The following is a 20761-nucleotide window of genomic DNA, read 5'->3' on the forward strand; positions in this document are numbered from 1 at the left end:
GAATCTCTTACAACATCAACCAACCGAAAAGGAAGGCATCAATTGCACGAGGTTTTTGGCATTTGACATTGTGCACGCTGTTGAGTTCTCAAGGATCGGATGCTCCTGCCTCTGGCCATCACGACCGCCCTGCAGGGCAACTTCTCTAACTTACCACTTCTTCGGTTCTTGTCAAGTCGAACCAGGAGCTGATCTGAGTGGACCGGAGTCCGTCTGATCCTCACCGCTTCGATGACCCGAGAGCTGGGAAGTTCCAACCTAGTCTTGAAGTGAGACGATCTCAAGTGTGAGTTTGACTCACGTGGAGATGCTCGGCTTTTGGCTGGGTATCAGTCCCACTTGAGGCCGGGAAGCTCTTCCGCTTCCCGCACCTTTGGGGTGACGAGTGATTACTTTACGCAGACCGCCAGGGGCTGGCAAATCATCGCTGCATCCCGGGCGTGTCGCCCGGATCCACGCGCTTCAGTCCCGATCAGCGTCACCGATGCCGAGGACGGCCGCTGAGCCGGAACCGGCTGCGACGACCGTCGCGACGGCGAGTGGGCTTCCGCCCCAGGCGGTGAACGAGTACTCGTCTCCGGCTGAGTCGACCGACCAATCGCGCTCGCCCGTGGTCGCGTCGATGCCGACGAGCGTGCCGTCGAGCGTGAGCAGGAGGGTCCGGTCGCTGTATCCGACGAGGCTGCCCTCGGCGTCCTGCTCCTCGTATCGGATCTCACCGTCTCGAGCGCCTACCCCGGTGTATCCGCCTTCGCCGTCACCGAGCATGATCGTGTCGCCCACGGTGTATGCGCCGTCCCAGGTGCTCGTCAGTCCGCTGCGCCACTCGACCTCGCCGGATCGCGGGTCGAGGCGGCGGACCCGCTCCCCCGACTGGTCGGCGACGACCAACAGCCCGCGCGCGTCGAGCACCACCGGCAGCGCCCCGGTCGCCTTCCAGCGCTCGGCGCCGGTGCGGTCGTCCACCCCGCGGATCGTGGTGTCGTTGCCGGAGTAGTCGATCGCGACGAGATCGCCGCCCACCTGCTGGTAGTACCAGGAGAGGTCGCCCTGCCAGTCGATGGTCGATCCGTCGTCGAGCGAGTAGACCGCACCGTCGTAGAAGAGCTTGTCGCCCGCGGTGATCGCCCGCTCGCCGGCGTCACCGTTGACCTCCCAGACCGGGTCGGTCAGATCCGTCGAACGATAGCGACCGACAGTCCCGGTGCCGTCGGCCGTGGTCGACGAGATGAGCAGGTCACCCTCGAGCCCCGGGACGAACGCCGCCGGCGCGGCGAAGTCGGCGAAGCCGATCCCCTCGACACTCGAGTGCTCTTGCGAGGTGGAGACCACGTGCCCGTCGCGACGGCTCACGGCGACCATGAGGTCACCCTGGCTGAGCACGATCGCGGCCGCATCCGGTGGGGAGACGACCACCGGTGCGTCGAAGCGGTCGAACTCCGGAGAGAGCTCGGTGACGCGACGGTCCCAGAGGGTGTGGCCGTTCGCCGTGTTCACCAGGGAGACCACGGTCTCGCCCGGAGCGTCGTCGAGGGCCGTCTGATCCAGTGGCCGGTCGGTCGACCACACGAGCAGCGCGGTGTTGGGGCTCGCGGTGTACCCGTTGAGGTAGAGCTCGTCGCCCGCGGGCACCTCGTCGTCCAGCGGATGCGCGAGTTCCCATGTTCCGACGGTCGGCTTCGTCGGGAGGTCGCGGAGGAGCGCGAGCCCCTCGACGCGGTGGGGAACGGCCGCGACCACGATGAGCACGACCGCGACGATCGCAGCGACCACGGCGAGTGCGAGTCCGCCGAGGAGGAACCATCGTCGGCGCGAGGGGGTCCGCTTGGCCGTGGTGGGCAACGAATCAGGGTGCCAGAGGGCGCGGGGCGCGGTCGCGGTCGCGGTCTGTTCCCCCGGTGCCTCCCCCGCGGCGCTTGCCGAAGCCGGCCCGGCCGCAACGGCTGTCGCCGCATGCAGAGCCGACGCCGGGGCCGGGTTGGTGGACTCAGCATCTGGAACCGGTGTCGGCACGGCGATCGCCGGGATCGACGTCGCGGTATTGGCGGGCGTGGGCTCAGTGGTGTCGACGTCCGGCGACGGCAGCCGATCGGCTTCACCCGCGGGGGCATCGGTCTCGACGTGGGGTGCATCGGTCTCGACGAGGTCGCCGTCGTCGGCCGGCGTGGGCCGGTCGTCCGTCGACTCCGACTCGGGCTCGTCCGCCGATTCGTCCACCGGTTCCGGCTCTGCCGCCTCGGCCTCGGCCAGGGTCTCCACCGTCGACAGCTCGCCCGTGCGCAGCGGCAGCATGGCCCCACAACTCGGGCACACACCGTCGCGACGGTCGACGATCTCGGTCCCGCACGCCTCGCAGAGCTGCACTCGGAGCATCCCCTTCAGGTTCGATGACGACGACGATGCCGTCGTCGGCGGATCAGGCGGGTGCTCCGTCGAGGAACAGCCCGGCGAGGGTGCGCTTGCCGCGGCGCAGCACGGCCACCCCGCCCGTCAGGAACCGGTCGTCCAGGGTCGCGTCGACGTCGTCGATCTTGCGGTTGTTCACCGAGACGCCTCCCTGGGCGACCGCGCGTCGAGCCTCACCGAGGCTCGAGCACAGCTCCGTGTCGACGAGCGCCTGGATGACGAGCGTCTCCGCGGCCACCCGGGCGTTCGGCAACTCCGTGACGGCCGACCGCAGCGTGTCCGCGTCGAGTGCGTCCAGATCGCCCTGACCGAAGAGCGCGGCCGACGCGGCGATGGCCGCATCCGTCGCGGCGACCCCGTGGACGAGCGCGGTGACGGCGTAGGCGAGGGTCTTCTGCGCCTCACGCTTGAACGGTTCCGACTGGGTCGCGGCCGCCAGTCGCTCGATCTCCACCCGATCGAGGAACGTGAACACCTTCAGCCGGGCGATGACGTCCGCATCGTCGGTGTTGACCCAGAACTGGTAGAACGCGTACGGGCTCGTCATGCTCGGATCGAGCCAGACCGCGTTGCCTTCGCTCTTCCCGAACTTCGTGCCGTCCGAGTTCGTGATCAGCGGGGTCCCGATCGCGTGGACGGTGGCCCGCTCGACCCGGTGGATGAGGTCGGTGCCGCTCGTGAGGTTGCCCCACTGGTCGCTCCCGCCGGTCTGCAGGACGCAGCCGTATTCGCGGTACAGCTCGAGGTAGTCCATCCCCTGGAGGATCTGGTAACTGAACTCGGTGTAGCTGATCCCCGCCTCCGAGTTGAGGCGGGCACTGACCGCGTCCTTCTTCAGCATCGTGCCGACGCGGTAGTGCTTGCCGATCTCCCGGAGGAAGTCGATCGCGGAGAGCGGTGCGGTCCAGTCGAGGTTGTTGACCATGCGCGCGGCGTTGTCGCCGTCGAAGCTGAGGAAGCGTTCGATCTGCGCGCGGAGCGATTGCACCCACTCGGCGACGGTGTCCGGCGTGTTCAGCGTGCGCTCGGCGGTCGGTCGTGGGTCGCCGATGAGGCCGGTCGAACCGCCGACGAGCCCGAGCGGGCGGTGTCCGGCCAGCTGCAGCCGACGCATGACGAGCAGCTGGACCAGGTTGCCCAGGTGAAGGCTCGCAGCCGTCGGGTCGAACCCGCAGTAGTAGGTGATCGGCGCTCCACCGAGCAGACGCTTCAGCTCCTGCTGATCCGTCGACACGTGGACGAGCCCGCGCCAGACGAGTTCGTCCCAGACGTCCTCGAAGGTCGGATCGTTGCGCTGGTCAGGAAGAGCGAGGTTCGACACGCTTGCAAGGCTATCAGCGCGGCATCGGCTGCTGGATCGGGCGCATCGGCACCGGCGCGATCGCGGCGACCACGACATGCAGGAATTCCTCTCATTCGTCAGAGTTGTGGAAATACCTGCACGTTGCACTAGGGTGATCGAGCCGACCCACCGCCGAGAGGAGAGCCGTGTACGTGCTGACCGTCGATCAGATCGCGAGCCGGACCGGCCCTGATCGCGCCGCCGGTGTCATCGAGTCGATCAACGAACGGTTCTCGGAGAGCCTGCTCCTCCAGGCCGAACGCACGGCGGGCGACGAGTTCCAGCTCGCCACCGAGGATGCCGAAGTCGCGCTCGCCATCGCCCTCGACCTCCTCCGGGATCGCGGCTGGAGCGTGGGCATCGGACAAGGCGACGTCCGGCGTCCGCTCCCCGATTCAACCCGAGCCGCGACCGGTCAGGCCTTCTACGCCGCGCGGGAGGCCGTCACGCGGGCCAAGCGGGCGCCCTTCCGGTTCGCGCTCGAGGCGGCCGACCAGCAGGGCGGCGCCGACGTCGAAGCGCTCATCGTGCTCCTCCTCCACCTCCGCGACCGGAGGACCGCCGGCGGCTGGGAGGTCGCCGACCTGCTCGCGGCCGGCGTGACCCAGTCCGAGGCCGCGGCACGACTCGGCATCACCGAGAGTTCGGTCAGTCGCCGGGTCGCGGCCGCGGGAGTCCGAGCCGAAGCCGCGGCGACCACCGCGCTCATCCGCCTCCTGTCGAAGCTCGACCAGGACGCCTCCGTGCACCACCCCGACGACCGAAAGGACGAGCGATGAACCTCGTCACGCTCACGCCCATCACCTGGCCGACCGTCATCGGCCTCCTCGGAAGCGCGCTCGTCTTCCTTCTGCTGGCCCGGGTGCTGAGCGCGCGTCTGGCGGATCGTCTCATGGTCGTGGCGACGGCCCTCATGGTGATCGGGGCCCTCCTGGTCGCGCTCGTCCCCTCGGTCCCGCCGACCGGTCCGGCACTCGTGCTCCTCGGCGTCTTCGTCCTCGCCGTCGCGGTCGCCGGCGGTGGTCCGGTCGCCTCCTTCGTCCTCGCCCTCGCGACGAAAGGCAGCGTCGCCCCCGGGATCCACGGCGGCATCCTCGTGGAGCACCGGAACCCGAGCGCGTCACAGGTGGTCGGACGTCCCATCGAGGTGCTGCGCGGCGGCACCGCCATCGGGATCCTCGAACGGCTCGCCCTCGTCGCCGCGTTGTTCTCCGGCTATCCGGAGGCGATCGCGGTCATCGTCGCGGTGAAGGGTGTCGGACGCTTCACCGAACTCGACTCGGCCGAGGCGCGCGAGCGGTTCATCATCGGCTCGCTCGCCAGCCTCCTCTGGGCTGCCGGGGTGGCGTCGATCCTGCTGCTCGCGCGAGGCTGAGTCGGCGGGTCAGTCCACGGCCCTGGGCGAACGGCGGTAGGGCGAGACGGTCGTCTCCCCGGGGAGCACGAACCGCCACGGGTAGGCGGCTCCCCCACCGACCCCACTGACGCCCGTCCTCGGACCGGCCGCCGCGGCGAGCGGGCGCTCGGGCAGGAGCAGATCGAAGGGCTGCTCGGCGAGGTCATCACCCGACTGGTCGAGCGCGATCCCGAGCGCCACGGTGAGCCGCGCCGGTCCTCTGGCCAGGTCGCGATCCGGCACCCGTTCACCGCGTCGCATCCGCGCAAGCTCCAGCCCCGCGACGACCTCGCCGGCGCGCAGGAGGACGGCCGACGCCGTGCCGACCGGTGAGCACACGACGTTGATGCAGACGTGCATGCCGTAGCTGAAGTATGCGTACAGATGCCCGGGCGGACCGAACATCGGACTCGTGCGCGGGGTCGGACCACGGTGCGCATGGGAGCCGGGATCCTCGCCGACCCCGAGATAGGCCTCGACCTCGGTGAGGCGGACCGACACGGTGCCCTCGGGCGTCTTGTGGGACAGCACCGCCCCGAGCAGCGCGGGCGCGACCTCGAGAGCCGATCCCGAGGTCAGCACCCGCAGCGGACCGGCCGTCGTCATCGGACCCCGTCTAGAGCGAGAGGGCCTGCGACAGCGCGCCCACCCGCCCGACGAGCGTCACGAGCTGGTCCTGGACCCGCTCCGGCGCCGTCCCGCCGGCGCCGAGTCGGCTGCCGATCGAGCCGTCGACGGTCAGGACGCTTCGCACAGCCGGCGTGAGGTGCTCCGAGACACCCGCCAGGGCGGCGTCGTCCGGTTCGTCGAGGGCCAGCCCGCGCTCCTCGCAGTACCGCACGAGCTCGCCGCTGATCTCGTGGGCGTCGCGGAAGGCCACACCCTGCTTGACGAGCCACTCGGCGACGTCCGTCGCGAGGGAGAACCCCTCCGGTGCCAGCTCGCGCAGCCGTGCCGTGTCGAAGCGGAGCGTCGCCACCATCCCGGTGAACGCCGGCAGCAACACCTCCAGCTGGTTCACGGAGTCGAACACCGGCTCCTTGTCCTCCTGCAGGTCGCGGTTGTACGCGAGCGGCAGCGCCTTCAGCGTCGCCAGCAACCCGGTCAGGTTCCCGATGAGTCGCCCGGACTTCCCGCGGGCGAGTTCGGCGATGTCGGGGTTCTTCTTCTGCGGCATGATGCTCGAGCCGGTCGAGTAGGCGTCGTCGAGGGTCACGAACCCGAACTCACGGGTGTTCCAGACGATGATCTCCTCGGCGAACCGGGACAGGTTGATCCCGATCAGCGAGGTGATGAACGCGAACTCGGCGACCACGTCGCGGCTGGCGGTGGCGTCGATCGAGTTCTCGGTCGGCCGGTCGAGCCCGAGCTCATGCGCGACGAGCACCGGGTCGAGACCGAGGGAACTGCCGGCGAGCGCTCCGGAACCGTACGGCGAGGCGCTCGCCCGGGCGAGCCAGTCGCGGAGCCGTTCCAGGTCGCGGGTGAGCGGCCAGGCGTGCGCGAGCAGCTGGTGGGCGAGCAACACCGGCTGGGCGTGCTGCAGGTGCGTGCGGCCGGGCATCACGGCGTCGGGGTGCGCTTCGGCCTGGGAGACGATCGCGTCGATCAGGTGGATGACGTCGCGGGCGATCACCCGTCCGTGATCGATGAGGTAGAGGCGCACGAGCGTCGCGATCTGGTCGTTCCGGCTCCTGCCTGCACGCAGCTTCCCACCGAGTTCCTTGCCGGCCCGTTCGACGAGCCCGCGTTCCAGCGCCGAGTGGACGTCCTCATCGCTCTCCGCCGCGACGAACGTCCCGTCGGCCACGTCGGCGTCCAGGACGTCGAGGGCGGCGAGCATCCCGCGAAGCTCGTCCTCGTCGAGGTACCCCGCCGACGCGAGCGCCTTGGCATGGGCACGGGAGCCCGCGATGTCGTATGCGGCGAGGACCCAGTCGAACTGTGTGGACTTGCTCAGACGGGCGAGTTCCGGCGACGGTCCGCTCGCGAAGCGTCCACCCCAGAGGGCCCCGGATTCGCCTGCTCGGTTCTGCTGATCTGCCACGATGGGCCTCCTGTACTGCTGGCGTCCGGAGTGCTCCGGACTGGTCGGTCGGCCGCAGCCGGGGAAGGGTCAGGCCGCGGGGCCAGCGTGCTGCTGCTCGAGCAGCCACACGAGCAGGGCCTTCTGCGCGTGGAGGCGGTTCTCCGCCTCGTCCCAGATGATGCTCTGCGCCCCGTCGATGACCTCGGCCTCGACCTCGAAGCCGCGATCGGCTGGCAGGCAGTGCATGAAGACGGCGTCGGACGCTGCGAGCCCCATGAGCCTGCGGTCGACGCGGTAGCCGCCGAAGATGGCGACGCGTTGCGCCTTCTCGTCCTCCTTGCCCATCGACACCCAGGTGTCGGTGATCATCACGTCGGCATCCGCCGCCGCAGTGTCGGGGTCGGTGGTCACGAGCACGGAGCCGCCCGTCGTCGCGGCGATGCGCTCCGCGTCGGCGACGACGTCCGCAGCCGGGGCGAACTCGGCCGGGGCGGCGATGCGGACGTGCATCCCCGCCGTCGCACCGGCCAACAGGTAGGAGTGGGCCATGTTGCTCGCACCGTCGCCGAAGAACGACATCGTCAGACCGGCCAGTTCGCCCTTGTGCTCGCGGATCGTGAGGAGGTCGGCGAGCAGCTGGCACGGGTGGAAGTCGTCGGACAGCGCGTTGACGACGGGCACCGTCGTCCCGGCCGAGATCTCCTCGAGACCGGACTGGGCGTAGGTCCGCCAGACGATCGCCGCGACCTGACGTTCGAGGACACGAGCGGTGTCGGCGGCCGTCTCCTTGCCGCCGAGCTGACTGTTGGCCGTCGAGATGATGAGCGGTGATCCGCCGAGGTCGGCGATCCCCACGGCGAAGGAGACGCGTGTCCGAGTCGAGGACTTGTCGAAGATGACCGCGACGGTCTGCGGGCCTTCGAGCGGCTTGCGCGACCAGCGATCGCGCTTCAGCTCGGTGGCGAGATCGAGGATCTCGGCCTGCTCGGCCGGGCTGAGGTCGTCGTCGCGGAGGAAGTGACGGGTCATGGCTGGTGGTCCTGTTCGTGTGGGTCGATGGCCGGTCAGGCCCGGACGGCGTCGAGCGCCGCGCGGAAGAGGGAGGTGAACTCGTCGATCTCGGCGTCGCCGATGATGAGCGGCGGCGCGATCCGGATGCTCGTCGCGTTCGGGGCGTTGATGATGAGCCCTCGGTCGAACGCCGCGGCCGACAGCTCGGCCGCCACCGGGGCGCTCAAGCCGATGCCGATGAGCAGCCCGTGTCCGCGGACCTCCTCGACGAGCGGGCAACCGATGGCGGTGATGACGGCCCGCAACTGCTCACCGCGCGCGGCGGCGTTCTGCACGAGACCGGCGCGCTCGATCTCCTCGAGCACCGCGTTCGCCGTCGCGGTCGCGAGCGGGTTGCCTCCGAAGGTGCTGCCGTGCTGGCCGGGTCCGAACAGCTCGGAGGCGGCTCCGAAAGTGATGAGGGCGCCGATCGGCATGCCACCGCCGATCCCCTTGGCGACGGTGATCGCGTCCGGGACGATGCCGTCCCGCTGGAACGCGAACCACTCCCCCGTCCGACCGGCCCCGGTCTGGATCTCGTCGATGATGAGCAGCACGCCGTGTGCCTCGGTGAGTGCCCTGGCACGGGCGAGGTAGCCCTCCGGCAGGTCGATGACGCCGGCTTCGCCCTTGATCGGTTCGAGGATCAGCGCGGCGACCCGGTCGTCGATCGCCGCCTCGAGTGCCTCGATCGTGGTCGGGATGTGCTCGACGCCGCCCGGGAGCGGGTGGAACCCCTCCTGCAGGGCGGGCTTGCCGGTCAGGGCGAGCGCGCCGAAGGTCCGCCCGTGGAAGGAGTTCTCCAGGGTGAGGACCCGGGTCCGCGATCCGTCGCCGTGGTTGAGTCGGGCGAGCTTGAACGCCGCCTCGTTCGCCTCGGCACCGGAGTTCGCGAAGTACACCCGACCGCCCTCGTCCGCTCCGGCGAGACGCTTCAGCCGGGCCGCGAGCTCGAGCTGCGGCGGACTCGAGAAGTAGTTGGAGACGTGCGCGAGCGTGCTCGCCTGTCGCGTGATCGCACCGACGAACGCCGGATGCGCATGTCCCAGTGCGTTCACCGCGATGCCCGCGAGGAAGTCGAGGTAGCGGTTACCCTCGGCGTCCCAGACATGGCATCCCTCACCGCGCGTCAGCATCGCGATCGGTGTATTGAACGTGCGCATCATGTCGCGGTCGACGCGGCTCTTCCAGTCGCTCATGAGTCCTCCGGGACGACCTCGGTGCCTGAGCCGTTCTGGGTGAACACCTCGAGCAGGATGGAGTGGGGTACGCGGCCGTCGATGATGGCAGCCTTGGCGACCCCGCCGTCGACGGCGTCGAGGCAGGCGGTCATCTTCGGGATCATGCCCGATTCGAGCGTGGGCAGCATGGCTCGGAGCTCACTCGTCGTGATCTGCGAGACGAGCGAGTCGCGGTTGGGCCAGTCGCTGTACAGCCCGGCGACATCGGTCAGGATGACGAGCTTCGCGGCACCGAGTGCCACGGCGAGCGCCGCGGCGGCCGCATCGGCGTTCACGTTGAGCGTCTGGCCGGGCTGGTCGAGGTCGGGGGCGATCGAGGAGACCACCGGGATGTTGCCGGCGTCGAGGTAGGCCTGCACCGAGGTGGGGTCGACGCTGACGACGTCGCCGACGAGCCCGATGTCCACGGTCTCGCCGTCGACGACGATCGAGCGACGACGCCCGCCGAAGAGGCCCGCGTCCTCGCCGGACAGTCCTGCGGCGAGCGGGCCGTGTTCGTTGATCCGCCCCACGAGCTCGGGGTTGACCTGACCGGTGAGGACCATGCGGACGACCTCCATGGCCTCGGGCGTCGTGACCCGGTACCCGCCGCGGAACTCGCTGTGGATGTCGAGCCGCTCGAGCATCGCGGAGATCTGCGGGCCGCCACCGTGCACGACGACGGGCTTGAGCCCCGCGTAGCGCAGGTAGACCATGTCCTCCGCGAACGCCTGCGCGAGTTCGTCGCTCACCATCGCGTTGCCGCCGAACTTGACGACGATCGTCTGGTCGCGGAAGGTCTTCAGCCAGGGAAGCGACTCGATGAGGGTGGCGGCCTTGATCGCCGCCTCCTCGGGAGAGTTGTCTCGATACTGGGTCATCATCAGCTCGCGTACGCGCTGTTCTCGTGCACATAGTCGTGCGTGAGGTCGTTCGTCCAGATGGTGGCTCCCGTGTCACCGGCGTGGAGGTCGATGAGCACGTGCACGGCGCGCGGTGAGAGGTCGACGAGGTCGCGCGACTGATCCGGCTCGCCGGCGGTGCACACCTGGACGCCGTTCATGGCCACGTCGATCCCGTACGGGTCGAACTCGGCGCCCGTGGTCCCGACGGCCGCGAGCACCCGGCCCCAGTTCGGGTCGTTGCCGAAGATGGCCGCCTTGAAGAGGTTGCTGCGGGAGACCGCGCGGGCGACCTCGACCGCGTCGTCCTCGGACACCGCGCCGACGACCTCGATCGCGACGTCGTGGGCCGCGCCCTCGGCATCGGCTTGCAATTGCAGGGTGAGGTCGCGGCACACCTCCGTCAGCGCCTCGGTGAAGGCGGACAGCTCCGGGGTGACGCCGCTCGACCCGGAGGCGAGAAGTGACACCGTGTCGTTGGTGGACATGCAACCGTCGGAGTCGAGGCGGTCGAAGGTGACACGAGTCGAGCTGCGGAGCGCCTGGTCGAGCTGCGCCGGCTCGAGCACAGCGTCGGTCGTGATGACGACGAGCATCGTCGCGAGCCCGGGGGCGAGCATGCCCGCACCCTTCGCCATGCCGCCGACGGTCCATCCGTCCGCGCTCCGAACGGCCTGTTTCGGCTTCGTGTCGGTCGTCATGATCGCGGTCGCCGCGGCGAGGCCGGCCGCTTCGCTCGCACCGTCCTCGTCGGCGACCGCGCGGGTGGCGTCCCAGACGCCCGCGGTCAGCTTGTCGAGGTCGAGCTGTTCGCCGATGAGCCCCGTGGAGCAGACGAGGACGTCGCCGGCCGAGATCGCGAGTCGCTCTGCGACGGCCTCCGCGGTCGCGTGCGTCGTCTGGAAACCGCGCGTCCCCGTGTAGCAGTTCGCGCCGCCGGAGTTCAGGACGATCGCCGAGACGATGCCGTCCTGCATGACCTGCTCGCTCCAGAGGATCGGGTTGGCCTTGCACCGGTTGCTGGTGAACACCGTCGCCGCATGCTGCAACGGACCGACGTTCTGGACGACCGCGAGGTCGAGGCCCCCGGAGGTCTTGAGACCGCAGGCGACGCCCGCCGCGAGGAACCCTGCTGCTGCTGTCACACTCACGGTGCCACTCCATTCACACTCAAGCCGGTCGTCTCGGGGAGCCCGAGCGCGATGTTCGCCGATTGGATCGCCGCGCCGGCGGTCCCCTTCACGAGGTTGTCGACGGCGGTCACGACGACGACCCGCCCCACCGTCTCGTCGACGGCGAGTCCGATCAGCGCGGTGTTGGCGCCGAGGACGTCGGCCGTCCGGGGGAACGAGCCCTCGGGCAGCACCTGGACGAACGGCTCGTCGGCGTAGGCCGCCTCCCAGGCCTCGCGGACCGCTGCCGCCGTGGTGCCCGGGACGATGCGCGCCGTCGAGGTGGCCAGGATGCCGCGCGACATCGGGACGATGACCGGGGTGAACGAGATGGACGCGCGATCGGCACCGGCCGCCCGGAGGCTCTGCGTGATCTCGGGGATGTGCCGGTGGGTACCGCCGACGGCGTAGGGGTTGGCCGTGCCGAGCACCTCGCTCGCGAGCAGGTTGACCTTCAGGCTCTTCCCCGCGCCGGACGGCCCGACGGCGAGCACGGAGACGAGGTCGAGCGGCTCGATCACCCCCGCGGCGATGCCGGGCGCGAGGGACAGGGCGACGGTGCTCGCGTTGCATCCAGGAGCGGCGATCCGCTTGGCGCCCACGAGAGCGTCGCGCCCCCGACCGGTGGACGTCTGGAGCTCCGGCACACCGTAGGCCCAGGCGCCGAAGTAGTCGCCGCCGTAGAAGGCGTCCCAGTCGGCTTCGTCGACGAGCCGGTGGTCGGCTCCGCAGTCGACGACGAGGGTCTCCGGTGGAAGCGACGCCGTCACCTCACCCGACTTGCCGTGCGGCAGGGCGAGGAAGACGACGTCGTGTCCCGCGAGCACCTCCGGCGTCGTCGCTTCGAGGACGAGATGCCGGAGGGAACGGAGGTGTGGCTGGTGGTCGACGAGCGGTTGACCGGCGTTCGCGTGCGCGGTCACCGTCCGGACGTCGAAGTCGGGGTGGTCGGCGAGCAGCCGAAGCAGCTCGCCTCCTGCGTAGCCGGATGCTCCGGCCACCGCTACAGAGAAGGACATGGCTCTACCTTATTGAGTGGACGCTCGAGGGGCGGAGGCGGCGACTCCTGGACGACTGCACGGTCACCTGGACCGTGCGAGCACCGGGGTCGCCTATCGTCGCTCTGCGGTAGCGCGTGCGGACACGGGACGGCGAAGGGCGCGGAGCGTGATCGCCCGCGAAGAACCCTGTGCCTGGAAACGTGCCATGTCGAGAGCGTACTACGACGACGAGGATGCCGACGAATCCGCGCCCGGAGCAGCCCGCTCCGCGATGAGCGCGGCCTGGACCCGCGACCGTGCGTCGAGCTTCACGAGGATCCGGGACACGTGCGTGCGGGCCGTCGCCTCGGACAGCCCGAGCGCGGTCGCGATCCCCGCGTTGCTCAGCCCCTCGCGCAGCTGCTCGAGGACCTCACGCTCCCGCGGTGTCAGCGTGGCCAGACCCGGGTGCGCCGGAGCCGGTGCCGGCACGACCGGAGGTCTGGCCGCGGCGAGACGTTCGAGGACTCGGCGGGTCACCTCAGGGGCGAGCACCGCCTCGCCCGCATGCACTCGTCGGATCGCGTCGACGAGGCCGGCAGCGGAGACCGTCTTCACCAGGAAGGCGTTCGCCCCGGCCGCCAGCGCCTCGTCGACGTACCGGTCGAGCGCGAAGGTCGTGAGCATGATGATGCTCGGCGGTGGGGTGACCGCGGCGAGGATGGCCGGGATCGCGTCGATCCCGGAGGCACGCGGCATCTGGACGTCGAGCAACACGACGTCCGGTCGATGTCGCGCGGCTTGCGCGACGACGGCCTCCCCGTCCGCCGCCTCGGCGACGACCAGGATGTCGTCCGGCTCGTCGAGCAGCGCTCCCAGACCCGCTCTGACGGCGGCATGGTCGTCCGCGATGAGGACCGTGATGGTCATGACGCCCCTCCTGCGGTGACGACCGCGGGGGTGGTCGGTGACACGGGGCTCGGCACGGTGAGCGCCGTCCGCCAGTCCGGACCGTCCGGCCCCGCGACGAGGTCGCCTCCGATCAGACGTGCCCGCTCGGCCAGGCCGACGAGGCCGACCCCACCGGACCCGGCGAGCACCGAAGAGGAGATCGCCGTCGGCAGCGGGTTGCTGAGCGTGACGGACAGGGCACCGGGCGGGAGCGAGACCTCGACCCGCACGGAGGCACCCGGTGCGTGCTTCGCGGTGTTCGTCAGGCCTTCGACGAGCGTGCGGAGCCCGACGATCGAGGTCTGCGCGGGGACCTCGGCGAGCGCCGCGTCGTCCGGTGCCCGTACCTCGACCTCCAGTCCGTTGGCACGGGCGACCTCGACCGCGCGGCGGACCGACTCGGCCGTGAGTCGGTCCGGTGCCTGGGTCGGCTCGTCCGCCGACTGGTCACCGCGGAGCACGTCGATCATGGTGCGCATGTCGGCGAGCGCGTCGAGACTGCTCGTCCGGACGAGTGCGAGGCTGCGCCGCAGCGCCACCGGGTCGGTGCCGTCGCGTCGTTCCAGGGCCGCCGCCGACTGCATCGCGATCGCCGAGAGGTGACCGGCGATGACGTCGTGCAGCTCCCGGCTGAGCTCGAGCCGTTCACGGGTCACGGCGTCCTGCCGGAGCGCAGCCGCCGCCTGGGCGATCGTGTCCGCGCGCTCCCGCTGGCGTTCGGCCTCGAGACGGGGGTACCGGACCATCCTGCCGTACCAGATCGAGCTCGCCAGGATGACCGGGACGATGATGAGCGAGCCGAGGACCACGCCGCGACCGAGCCGGGTGACGGCCTCGACGTCGTCGGTGAACCAGATCACCGCGAAGACACCGACCGACACGACGGCGAGCGCGGTGCAGGCGAACGCGGCGACGTCCATGACCCGCGACCGCGAGTAGAGCGCCGCCGCATAGGCGAGGTCGGACACGACGATGAGCATCCCGAGGCCGCTGCCTCCGGTGGTGAGCGCCTCGGCGAGGGCGATCAGGACGCCGACGGCCAGCGTGGTCAACGGGCGTCGACGGCGGAGCAGGTGCACCGCCAGGATGGCGGCGAGGAAGACGAGGGTGAGGAGGAGCGGCGGTTCCGACACGGTCGTCCCCCAGGGGACATGGATCCCGAGGAGGGCGAACAGGAGTCCCATGGCCGCGCACACCGTGGTGATGACCGGCTCGCGGTGTCGATCCACCCATGCGCGCGGTCCTTCGAGAGCAGCCATACCTCCATCACACCAGCTCGAGCCGCGCGGCGCGAGCGTCGGAGGGACGAGCCGGCGTACGCAGTTCCGCTGACCCCGTCGCCGGAGGATCAGCAGCACGGTCGATGTGGCACGGCATCATCCCGCGACACCATCGGAACATGGACAGCTTCACTGAACTCTTCGGCACGAGCCCACTCATCTGGGCCATCCTCGGCGCGGAGGCCGCGTTCTGGATCCTCCTCTTCGGCGGACTCGCGGTGCGCTACCTCCTCCGGCGGCGCCGGCTCAGCGCGATCATGTTGATCGGTGTACCGGTCGTGGACCTCGTCCTCCTGGTCCTGACCGCGACCGACCTCGCGTCCGGCGAGGAGCCCAACGTCACGCACCTCCTCGCGACCATCTACCTGGGCTTCACGGTGGCGTTCGGCCACGCGCTCATCACGAAGGCGGACGTCTGGTTCGCACACCGGTTCGCCGGCGGTCCAGCACCGCGGCCGAAGCCGAAGTCCGGGCCCGCGTACGTCCGGGCCGCCTGGTCGGAGTGGCGTCGGGTGGTCCTCGCCGTCGCGATCGCGGTCGCCGGGCTCCTCGCGATGCAGGCCATGGTCGGCTGGACCGTCCCCGCGTCCTTCGCCCTCGCGAACGAGGATGTCATCTGGGGCATGATCATCAAGCTCGTCGCGATCACCGGCATCTGGTTCGCCGCAGGCCCGGTGTACGCCGTCCTCTTCCGGAGCTCCGCGCCCGCGCCTGACACCACGGAGCGGGTTTCAGATTCCGTTCCGACATCTCAGGGGCATCCCTAACGGCGCTCTATCTCATATCTGAGATAGAGTGACGACATGGAAGACACGGCAACGTTTGAACGAACGGACCCTGCGGCACCGCTCCGGCAGGTCGGAGCACTCATCCGCGGCGCCCGTCAGGGACGCAAACTCACCCAGGCCCAGCTGGCGGAACGCGTCGGCACGAGCCAGAGCGCGATCAACCGGATCGAGCAGGGCAGTCAGAACATCAGCATCGACCTCCTGAGCCGGATCAGCACCGCGCTCGAGAGTGAGATCGTCAGTTTCGGCGAACAGAAGAAGAACTCGCACCTCCGCGTCCAGGGCGGCCGACGGCTGCACGGGACCATCGCGGTGCGTTCGAGCAAGAACGCCTCGGTCGCGCTCCTGTGCGCGGCGCTCATGAACCGCGGCCGCACCACGCTGCACGGCATCGCCCGGATCGTCGAGGTCGACCGCATCATCGACGTCCTGCGCAGCCTGGGCGTCTCCGTGGTCTGGTCGCCCGACGGCCAGGACGTCGAGATACACGTCCCGGACGACCTCTCACTCGAGAGCATCGACGAGGACGCCGGTCGCCGGACCCGCAGTGTGCTCATGTTCCTCGGCCCGCTGCTCGGCCGCTACGACACCTTCGCCCTCCCCTACGCCGGTGGTTGCGACCTCGGGACCCGGACCGTCGAACCGCACCTCATCGCGCTCCGGCCGTTCGGCTTGTCCATCGAAGCGACCGCCGGCTGGTACCAGGCCACCGTCGCCCCCGACGTGCCCGAGGAGCTGAGCGTCGTGCTCACCGAGCGCGGCGACACCGTGACCGAGAACGCCATCATGGCCGCCGCGGTACGCGACGGCGTCACGACCATCCGCAACGCCAGCCCGAACTACATGGTGCAGGACCTGTGCTTCTACCTGGAGCTCCTCGGCATCACCATCGAGGGCATCGGGAGCACGACGCTCCGGATCACCGGCCGCAGCGTCATCAACGAGGACGTGGACTACTGGCCGAGTGAGGACCCGGTGGAGGCGATGAGTCTACTCACCGCCGGGATCGTCACCGACTCGGAGATCACCGTCACGCGCGTGCCGATCGAGTTCATGGAGATCGAGCTCGCGACGCTCGGCGAGATGGGACTGCGCTACACCCGCTCCCCCGAGTACGCAGCCGCGAACGGTCGGACCCGTCTCGTCGACGTCACCGTGCACCCCTCGAAGCTGCACGCCCCGATCGACAAGATCCACCCCATGCCGTTCCCGGGGCTCAACATCGACAACCTCCCGTTCTTCGCGGTCATCGCGGCCTGCGCCGAGGGCGACACGCTCATCCACGACTGGGTGTACGAGGGCAGGGCGATCCACCTCACCGACCTGACCCGACTCGGCGCGAACGTCCGCCTGCGCGACCCGCACCGCATCGACGTCTCCGGGCCGACGCACTGGTCCGGCGCCGAGGTGAGCTGCCCTCCCGCGCTGCGACCGGCAGTCGTCATCCTGCTCGCCATGCTCGCCGCGAAAGGTACGAGCGTGCTCCGGAACGTCGACATCATCGCTCGCGGGTACGAGCAGCTGCAGGAGCGGCTCATCACCCTGGGTGCGTCGATCGAGACCTTCCGCGACTGAGTCCGTGCCGTCCGACGGACGCGGCCCCGCAGATCGTCGATCCGCGGGGCCGCTGTCGTCCGGTACGACCGGCTCAGTCCCGGATGCTCGCGCCGAAACGCTCGGCCGCCACTGCCGCGCCGGCGAGCTTCGCGTCGCTCGCCTCCGCCGCGGTGAGCGTGCGGTCCGGCGCGCGGAACCGCAGCGCGAAGGTCAGACTCTTGCCACCCTCGGGCACGCCCGAACCGCGATAGTCGTCGACGAGGCGGATGTGCTCGAGCAGCGAACCGGCTCCGACCCGGACGGCGTCGAGGACCTCGCCGGCTGAGACGGTCGCCGGGACGAGCAGCGAGAGGTCCTGCGTCGCAGCGGGAAGGGTTCCGATGCCGACGGCCTCGGGCAGTGCGTCGCCGAGCGCGATGATGCGATCCAGGTCGAGTTCCGCGACCGCCACGACGCGCGGCAGGTTCGCCTCCTCGGCGACGGCCGGGTGCACCTCCCCCGCGTACCCCACCAGGACGTCGCCGACATGCAGCGCCGCAGTCCGTCCGGGGTGCAGTGCCTGGTGGCTGCCCTGGGAGACGGTGATGTCGACACCGGTCGCCACCGCGACGGCCTGGACGGCCTCGAGCGCCTCCGCGATACCGGCCGCGACGGCGGGCTGGCCCGGCTGCTTCGCGACGGCGTTGCCGACCGCGAGGAATCCGAGATGACGCGGTTGGGCCGGGACGCCCGCCTCGAGCTCCTCGAGCTGGGCCTCGCTCGGACGGACCGCCGCCTGCGGGAGTTCGGCCTGGCCGAACGCGCCGTGACGGGACGGACGGAACACCGCGCCGACCTCGAAGATCGAGAGGTCGGTCAGACCGCGCGAGACGTTCCGGTGGGCCACGGCGAGGAGACCGGGCAGGATCGACGCGCGGAGGAAGGGGGCCTTCGCGTCGAGCGGGTTCGCGAGCTTCACGGCTGGGAACGCACCCGGCTGCGGAGCGCCGAACCGCGCGTTCTCCTCGGCGGAGACGAACGGATAGGCCAACACCTCGGTCGCGCCGCCGTAGGCGAGCGCATCGGCGACCCCACGGCGCAACCGCTGCGAACGCGAGAGCCCACGTCCCGGAGGTGCGACGGGGAGCACCGACGGGATGCGGTCGTATCCCAGGATCCGCGCCACCTCCTCGGCGAGGTCCTCCTTGCCGGTGATGTCGTGGCGCCAGCTTGGCGGCGTCACGAGCAGGCCGCCATCGGTCGCCTCGACGGCCGCGCCGATCTCGGCGAGCGCGGATCGTGTCTCGTCCGCTCCGAACGTGACGCCGATGAGGCGGTTGATGTAGTCGTCGGGGAGCAGGATCGGCTCGCGGTCCGGCGCCGTGGTGACGGTGGAGCCGAGGTCGTCCGTCCGGCCACCGGCCAGGTCGACGAGCAACTGCGCGACGCGACCGGCGGCCGCGACGGCGATCTGCGGATCGACACCGCGCTCGAACCGCTTCGAGGCCTCGCTCGGCAGCTTGTGGCGGCGCGCGCTCCGCGCGATGGACACCTGGTCGAAGTTCGCGGCCTCGATGAGGACGTTGCGCGTGGCATCGGTGATCTCGGTGTCGAGGCCACCCATCACGCCCGCGAGCCCGATCGGGCCCGAGTCGTCGGTGATCAGCAGGTCCTCGTCGTGGAGCTTCCGCTCCTGGCCGTCGAGCGTCACGAAGGTCTCGCCGGACCGCGCGCGCCGGACGACGATGCCGCCCGTGAGCTTGTCGAGGTCGTACCCGTGGATCGGCTGTCCGAGCTCGAGCATGACGTAGTTCGTGATGTCGACGACGAGCGACAGCGAGCGGATGCCGGCGAGCTTCAACCGCGCCACCATCCACGGCGGGGTCGGCTTCGTCGGGTGAACGTCGCGCACGACGCGGGTGACGAAGACGCTCGACCCGACGCGATCGCGGATCGGCGCCGCATCCTCGATCGTGACGGGGAAGCCGTCGAGTGGGCCGGTGAACGCCTCGGGGACGCTCGCCGCCGGGTCGCGGAAGGCCGCACCGGTCGCGTGCGAGTACTCGCGTGCGACCCCTCGGATCGAGAACGCGTAGCCGCGATCGGGCGTCACGTTGAGCTCGACCGCAGCGTCGTCGAGACCGAGCAGGCTGATCGCGTCGGTGCCGACGGGTGCCTCGACGCCGATCGTCGAGAGACGCAGGATCCCGTCGTGGTCCTCACCGAGACCGAGCTCGCGAGCCGAGGCGATCATGCCGTCCGACACGTGGCCGTAGGTCTTGCGAGCGGCGATCGGGAACGGACCGGGCAGCACGGCGCCGGGCAGGGTGACGACCACCTGGTCGCCGACGAAGAAGTTGCCGGCACCGCAGACGATGCCCCGTACGGCCCCGTCGGCGTCACCCTCGGCGACGCGGACCTGGCACCAGCGGATGGTCTTGCCGTTGGACTGCGGCTCCTCGACGAACTCGAGGACCTCCCCGACGACGATGGGACCGGTCAGCTCGAAGCGGTGGACGTCCTCCTCCTCGAGCCCGACGCGCACGAGTGCCGCGTGGACGTCTTCAGGGGTGGTCCCCGGGGCGAGTTCGACGAACTCCCCGAGCCAGCTCAATGGAACACGCACGACTACACCACCATCCCGAACTGCTGGGAGAAGCGGACGTCGCCCTCCACCATCTCTCGCATGTCCTGCACGCCGTCGCGCAGCATCAGGCCGCGCTCGACGCCCATCCCGAAGGCGAAGCCCGAGTAGACCTCGGGGTCGATACCGGCGGACCGGAGCACGTTCGGGTTGATCATGCCGCACCCACCCCACTCGATCCAACGCGGTCCGTCCTTGAAGGTCGGGTGCCAGAAGTCGAGCTCGGCGCTCGGCTCGGTGAAGGGGAAGTAGCTGGGACGCAGGCGGACCTTCGCGTCGTCGCCGAAGACGCTCTTCACGAAGTGGTCGAGCGTTCCGCGGAGGTGCGCCATCGTCAGGCCCTTGTCGACGGCGAGACCCTCGAACTGCATGAAGACGGGCGTGTGCGTCGCGTCGAGCTCGTCCGTGCGGTAGACGCGCCCGGGGGCGAGCACGTACACGGGGAGCTCGCGCTCGAGCAGCGAGCGCACCTGGACCGGCGACGTGTGCGTCCGCAGGACGAGGTGCGACTCCAGCGGCTCCACGAAGAAGGTGTCCTGCATCGCGCGGGCCGGGTGGTCGGCGTCGAAGTTCAGGGCGTCGAAGTTGAACCACTCGCTCTCGACCTCGGGCCCCTCGGCGATCTCCCACCCCATGCCGACGAAGATGTCGGACACGCGGTCCTGGAGGAGAGTGAGCGGGTGCCTGGCCCCGACCGACCGACGCAGCGGCACGGCGGTGACGTCGATCGCCTCGGCTGCGAGTCGTGCCTCCGTCTCCGCGGCGACGATCTCGCCCTCGCGCTCGCTCAACGCCTTCGAGACGCGCCCGCGGGCCTGACCGACCAGCTTGCCGAGCGCGGCCTTCTGGTCGTTCGGCACGCTGCGGAGCGATCCGTTGAGGGCGGCGAGCGGTGACGCTTCGCCGGCGTGGGCTGATCGGACCGCTTTCAGGGCGGCCGAGTCGGTGGCTGCGGCGATCGCTTCGAGAGCGGCGTCGACCGCGGCGTTCACCGCTGGTTCGGAGATTGGGGATGCGTCGGACACGAGAGCCAAGTCTACCCAGGCGGTCGGCCCACATGGGCGA

Annotated in this window: 17 protein-coding genes; 4 read left to right on the top strand and 13 right to left on the bottom strand. The window is 70.0% G+C overall.

Annotated elements, in window-relative coordinates; translation table 11 throughout:
• Nucleotides 1–462: 462 nt before the first annotated feature.
• A complete protein-coding gene (locus ACQ3HE_RS12965; RefSeq protein WP_430893093.1) occupies nt 463–2373 on the bottom strand; it encodes an outer membrane protein assembly factor BamB family protein in 1911 nt (636 codons plus the stop codon).
• Nucleotides 2374–2416: 43 nt separating this feature from the next.
• Nucleotides 2417–3727, bottom strand: a complete 1311-nt coding sequence (tyrS, locus tag ACQ3HE_RS12970) for a tyrosine--tRNA ligase (protein WP_430893094.1) — start codon at nt 3725–3727, stop codon at nt 2417–2419.
• Between the two features lie 167 nt (nt 3728–3894).
• Here tyrS and ACQ3HE_RS12975 point away from each other — a divergent pair, with 167 nt between their 5' ends.
• Nucleotides 3895–4527, top strand: coding sequence for a DNA-binding protein (locus ACQ3HE_RS12975; RefSeq protein ID WP_079707052.1), 633 nt, complete (start codon nt 3895–3897; stop codon nt 4525–4527).
• Nucleotides 4524–5123: a hypothetical protein gene (locus ACQ3HE_RS12980; protein ID WP_192018610.1), complete on the top strand. Its 600-nt coding sequence runs from the start codon at nt 4524–4526 to the stop codon at nt 5121–5123. Before ACQ3HE_RS12975 ends, ACQ3HE_RS12980 begins: the two co-directional genes overlap by 4 nt.
• A 9-nt stretch (nt 5124–5132) precedes the next feature.
• Here ACQ3HE_RS12980 and ACQ3HE_RS12985 read toward each other — a convergent pair whose 3' ends face one another.
• From ACQ3HE_RS12985 to ACQ3HE_RS13025, 9 genes are all read right to left on the bottom strand, one after another.
• Complete coding sequence (locus ACQ3HE_RS12985) at nt 5133–5750, bottom strand: DNA-3-methyladenine glycosylase (RefSeq protein WP_430893095.1); 618 nt, start codon at nt 5748–5750, stop codon at nt 5133–5135.
• 10 nt (nt 5751–5760) lie between these two features.
• The gene (gene argH / locus ACQ3HE_RS12990) at nt 5761–7191 is read right to left on the bottom strand and encodes an argininosuccinate lyase (RefSeq protein WP_137243205.1); all 1431 of its coding nucleotides are present in this window, start codon (nt 7189–7191) and stop codon (nt 5761–5763) included.
• Nucleotides 7192–7260: 69 nt separating this feature from the next.
• Entirely contained in the window at nt 7261–8202 is a 942-nt protein-coding gene (gene argF, locus ACQ3HE_RS12995) for an ornithine carbamoyltransferase (RefSeq protein ID WP_079707056.1), read from the bottom strand.
• A 35-nt stretch (nt 8203–8237) separates the two neighbouring features.
• Nucleotides 8238–9422: an acetylornithine transaminase gene (locus ACQ3HE_RS13000; RefSeq protein ID WP_430893096.1), complete on the bottom strand. Its 1185-nt coding sequence runs from the start codon at nt 9420–9422 to the stop codon at nt 8238–8240.
• Complete coding sequence (gene argB / locus ACQ3HE_RS13005) at nt 9419–10324, bottom strand: acetylglutamate kinase (protein WP_079707058.1); 906 nt, start codon at nt 10322–10324, stop codon at nt 9419–9421. Before argB ends, ACQ3HE_RS13000 begins: the two co-directional genes overlap by 4 nt.
• A 2-nt stretch (nt 10325–10326) precedes the next feature.
• Nucleotides 10327–11496: a bifunctional glutamate N-acetyltransferase/amino-acid acetyltransferase ArgJ gene (argJ, locus tag ACQ3HE_RS13010; protein WP_430893097.1), complete on the bottom strand. Its 1170-nt coding sequence runs from the start codon at nt 11494–11496 to the stop codon at nt 10327–10329.
• Nucleotides 11493–12536 carry an N-acetyl-gamma-glutamyl-phosphate reductase gene (gene argC, locus ACQ3HE_RS13015; protein WP_430893098.1) on the bottom strand — a complete coding sequence of 348 codons (1044 nt, stop codon included), beginning with the start codon at nt 12534–12536 and terminating at the stop codon, nt 11493–11495. The genes argJ and argC overlap by 4 nt, the downstream gene beginning before the upstream one ends.
• A 201-nt stretch (nt 12537–12737) precedes the next feature.
• A complete protein-coding gene (locus tag ACQ3HE_RS13020) occupies nt 12738–13427 on the bottom strand; it encodes a response regulator transcription factor (RefSeq protein WP_430893099.1) in 690 nt (229 codons plus the stop codon).
• Nucleotides 13424–14707 carry a sensor histidine kinase gene (locus tag ACQ3HE_RS13025; protein ID WP_430893100.1) on the bottom strand — a complete coding sequence of 428 codons (1284 nt, stop codon included), beginning with the start codon at nt 14705–14707 and terminating at the stop codon, nt 13424–13426. The genes ACQ3HE_RS13020 and ACQ3HE_RS13025 overlap by 4 nt, the downstream gene beginning before the upstream one ends.
• Nucleotides 14708–14847: 140 nt before the next feature.
• Here ACQ3HE_RS13025 and ACQ3HE_RS13030 point away from each other — a divergent pair, with 140 nt between their 5' ends.
• Both ACQ3HE_RS13030 and ACQ3HE_RS13035 read left to right on the top strand, forming a co-directional pair.
• A complete protein-coding gene (locus ACQ3HE_RS13030; RefSeq protein ID WP_411558482.1) occupies nt 14848–15495 on the top strand; it encodes a hypothetical protein in 648 nt (215 codons plus the stop codon).
• Nucleotides 15496–15531: 36 nt separating this feature from the next.
• Complete coding sequence (locus tag ACQ3HE_RS13035) at nt 15532–17091, top strand: helix-turn-helix domain-containing protein (RefSeq protein ID WP_430893101.1); 1560 nt, start codon at nt 15532–15534, stop codon at nt 17089–17091.
• A 73-nt stretch (nt 17092–17164) separates the two neighbouring features.
• Here the strand turns inward: ACQ3HE_RS13035 and pheT are convergent, their stop codons facing one another.
• A complete protein-coding gene (gene pheT / locus ACQ3HE_RS13040) occupies nt 17165–19678 on the bottom strand; it encodes a phenylalanine--tRNA ligase subunit beta (RefSeq protein WP_430893102.1) in 2514 nt (837 codons plus the stop codon).
• Between the two features lie 2 nt (nt 19679–19680).
• Nucleotides 19681–20721, bottom strand: a complete 1041-nt coding sequence (pheS, locus tag ACQ3HE_RS13045) for a phenylalanine--tRNA ligase subunit alpha (RefSeq protein ID WP_159879029.1) — start codon at nt 20719–20721, stop codon at nt 19681–19683.
• Nucleotides 20722–20761: the final 40 nt, after the last annotated feature.

Origin of the sequence: Plantibacter auratus (assembly GCF_050587365.1) — a bacterium.
Taxonomy (GTDB): Bacteria; Actinomycetota; Actinomycetes; order Actinomycetales; family Microbacteriaceae; genus Plantibacter; species Plantibacter auratus.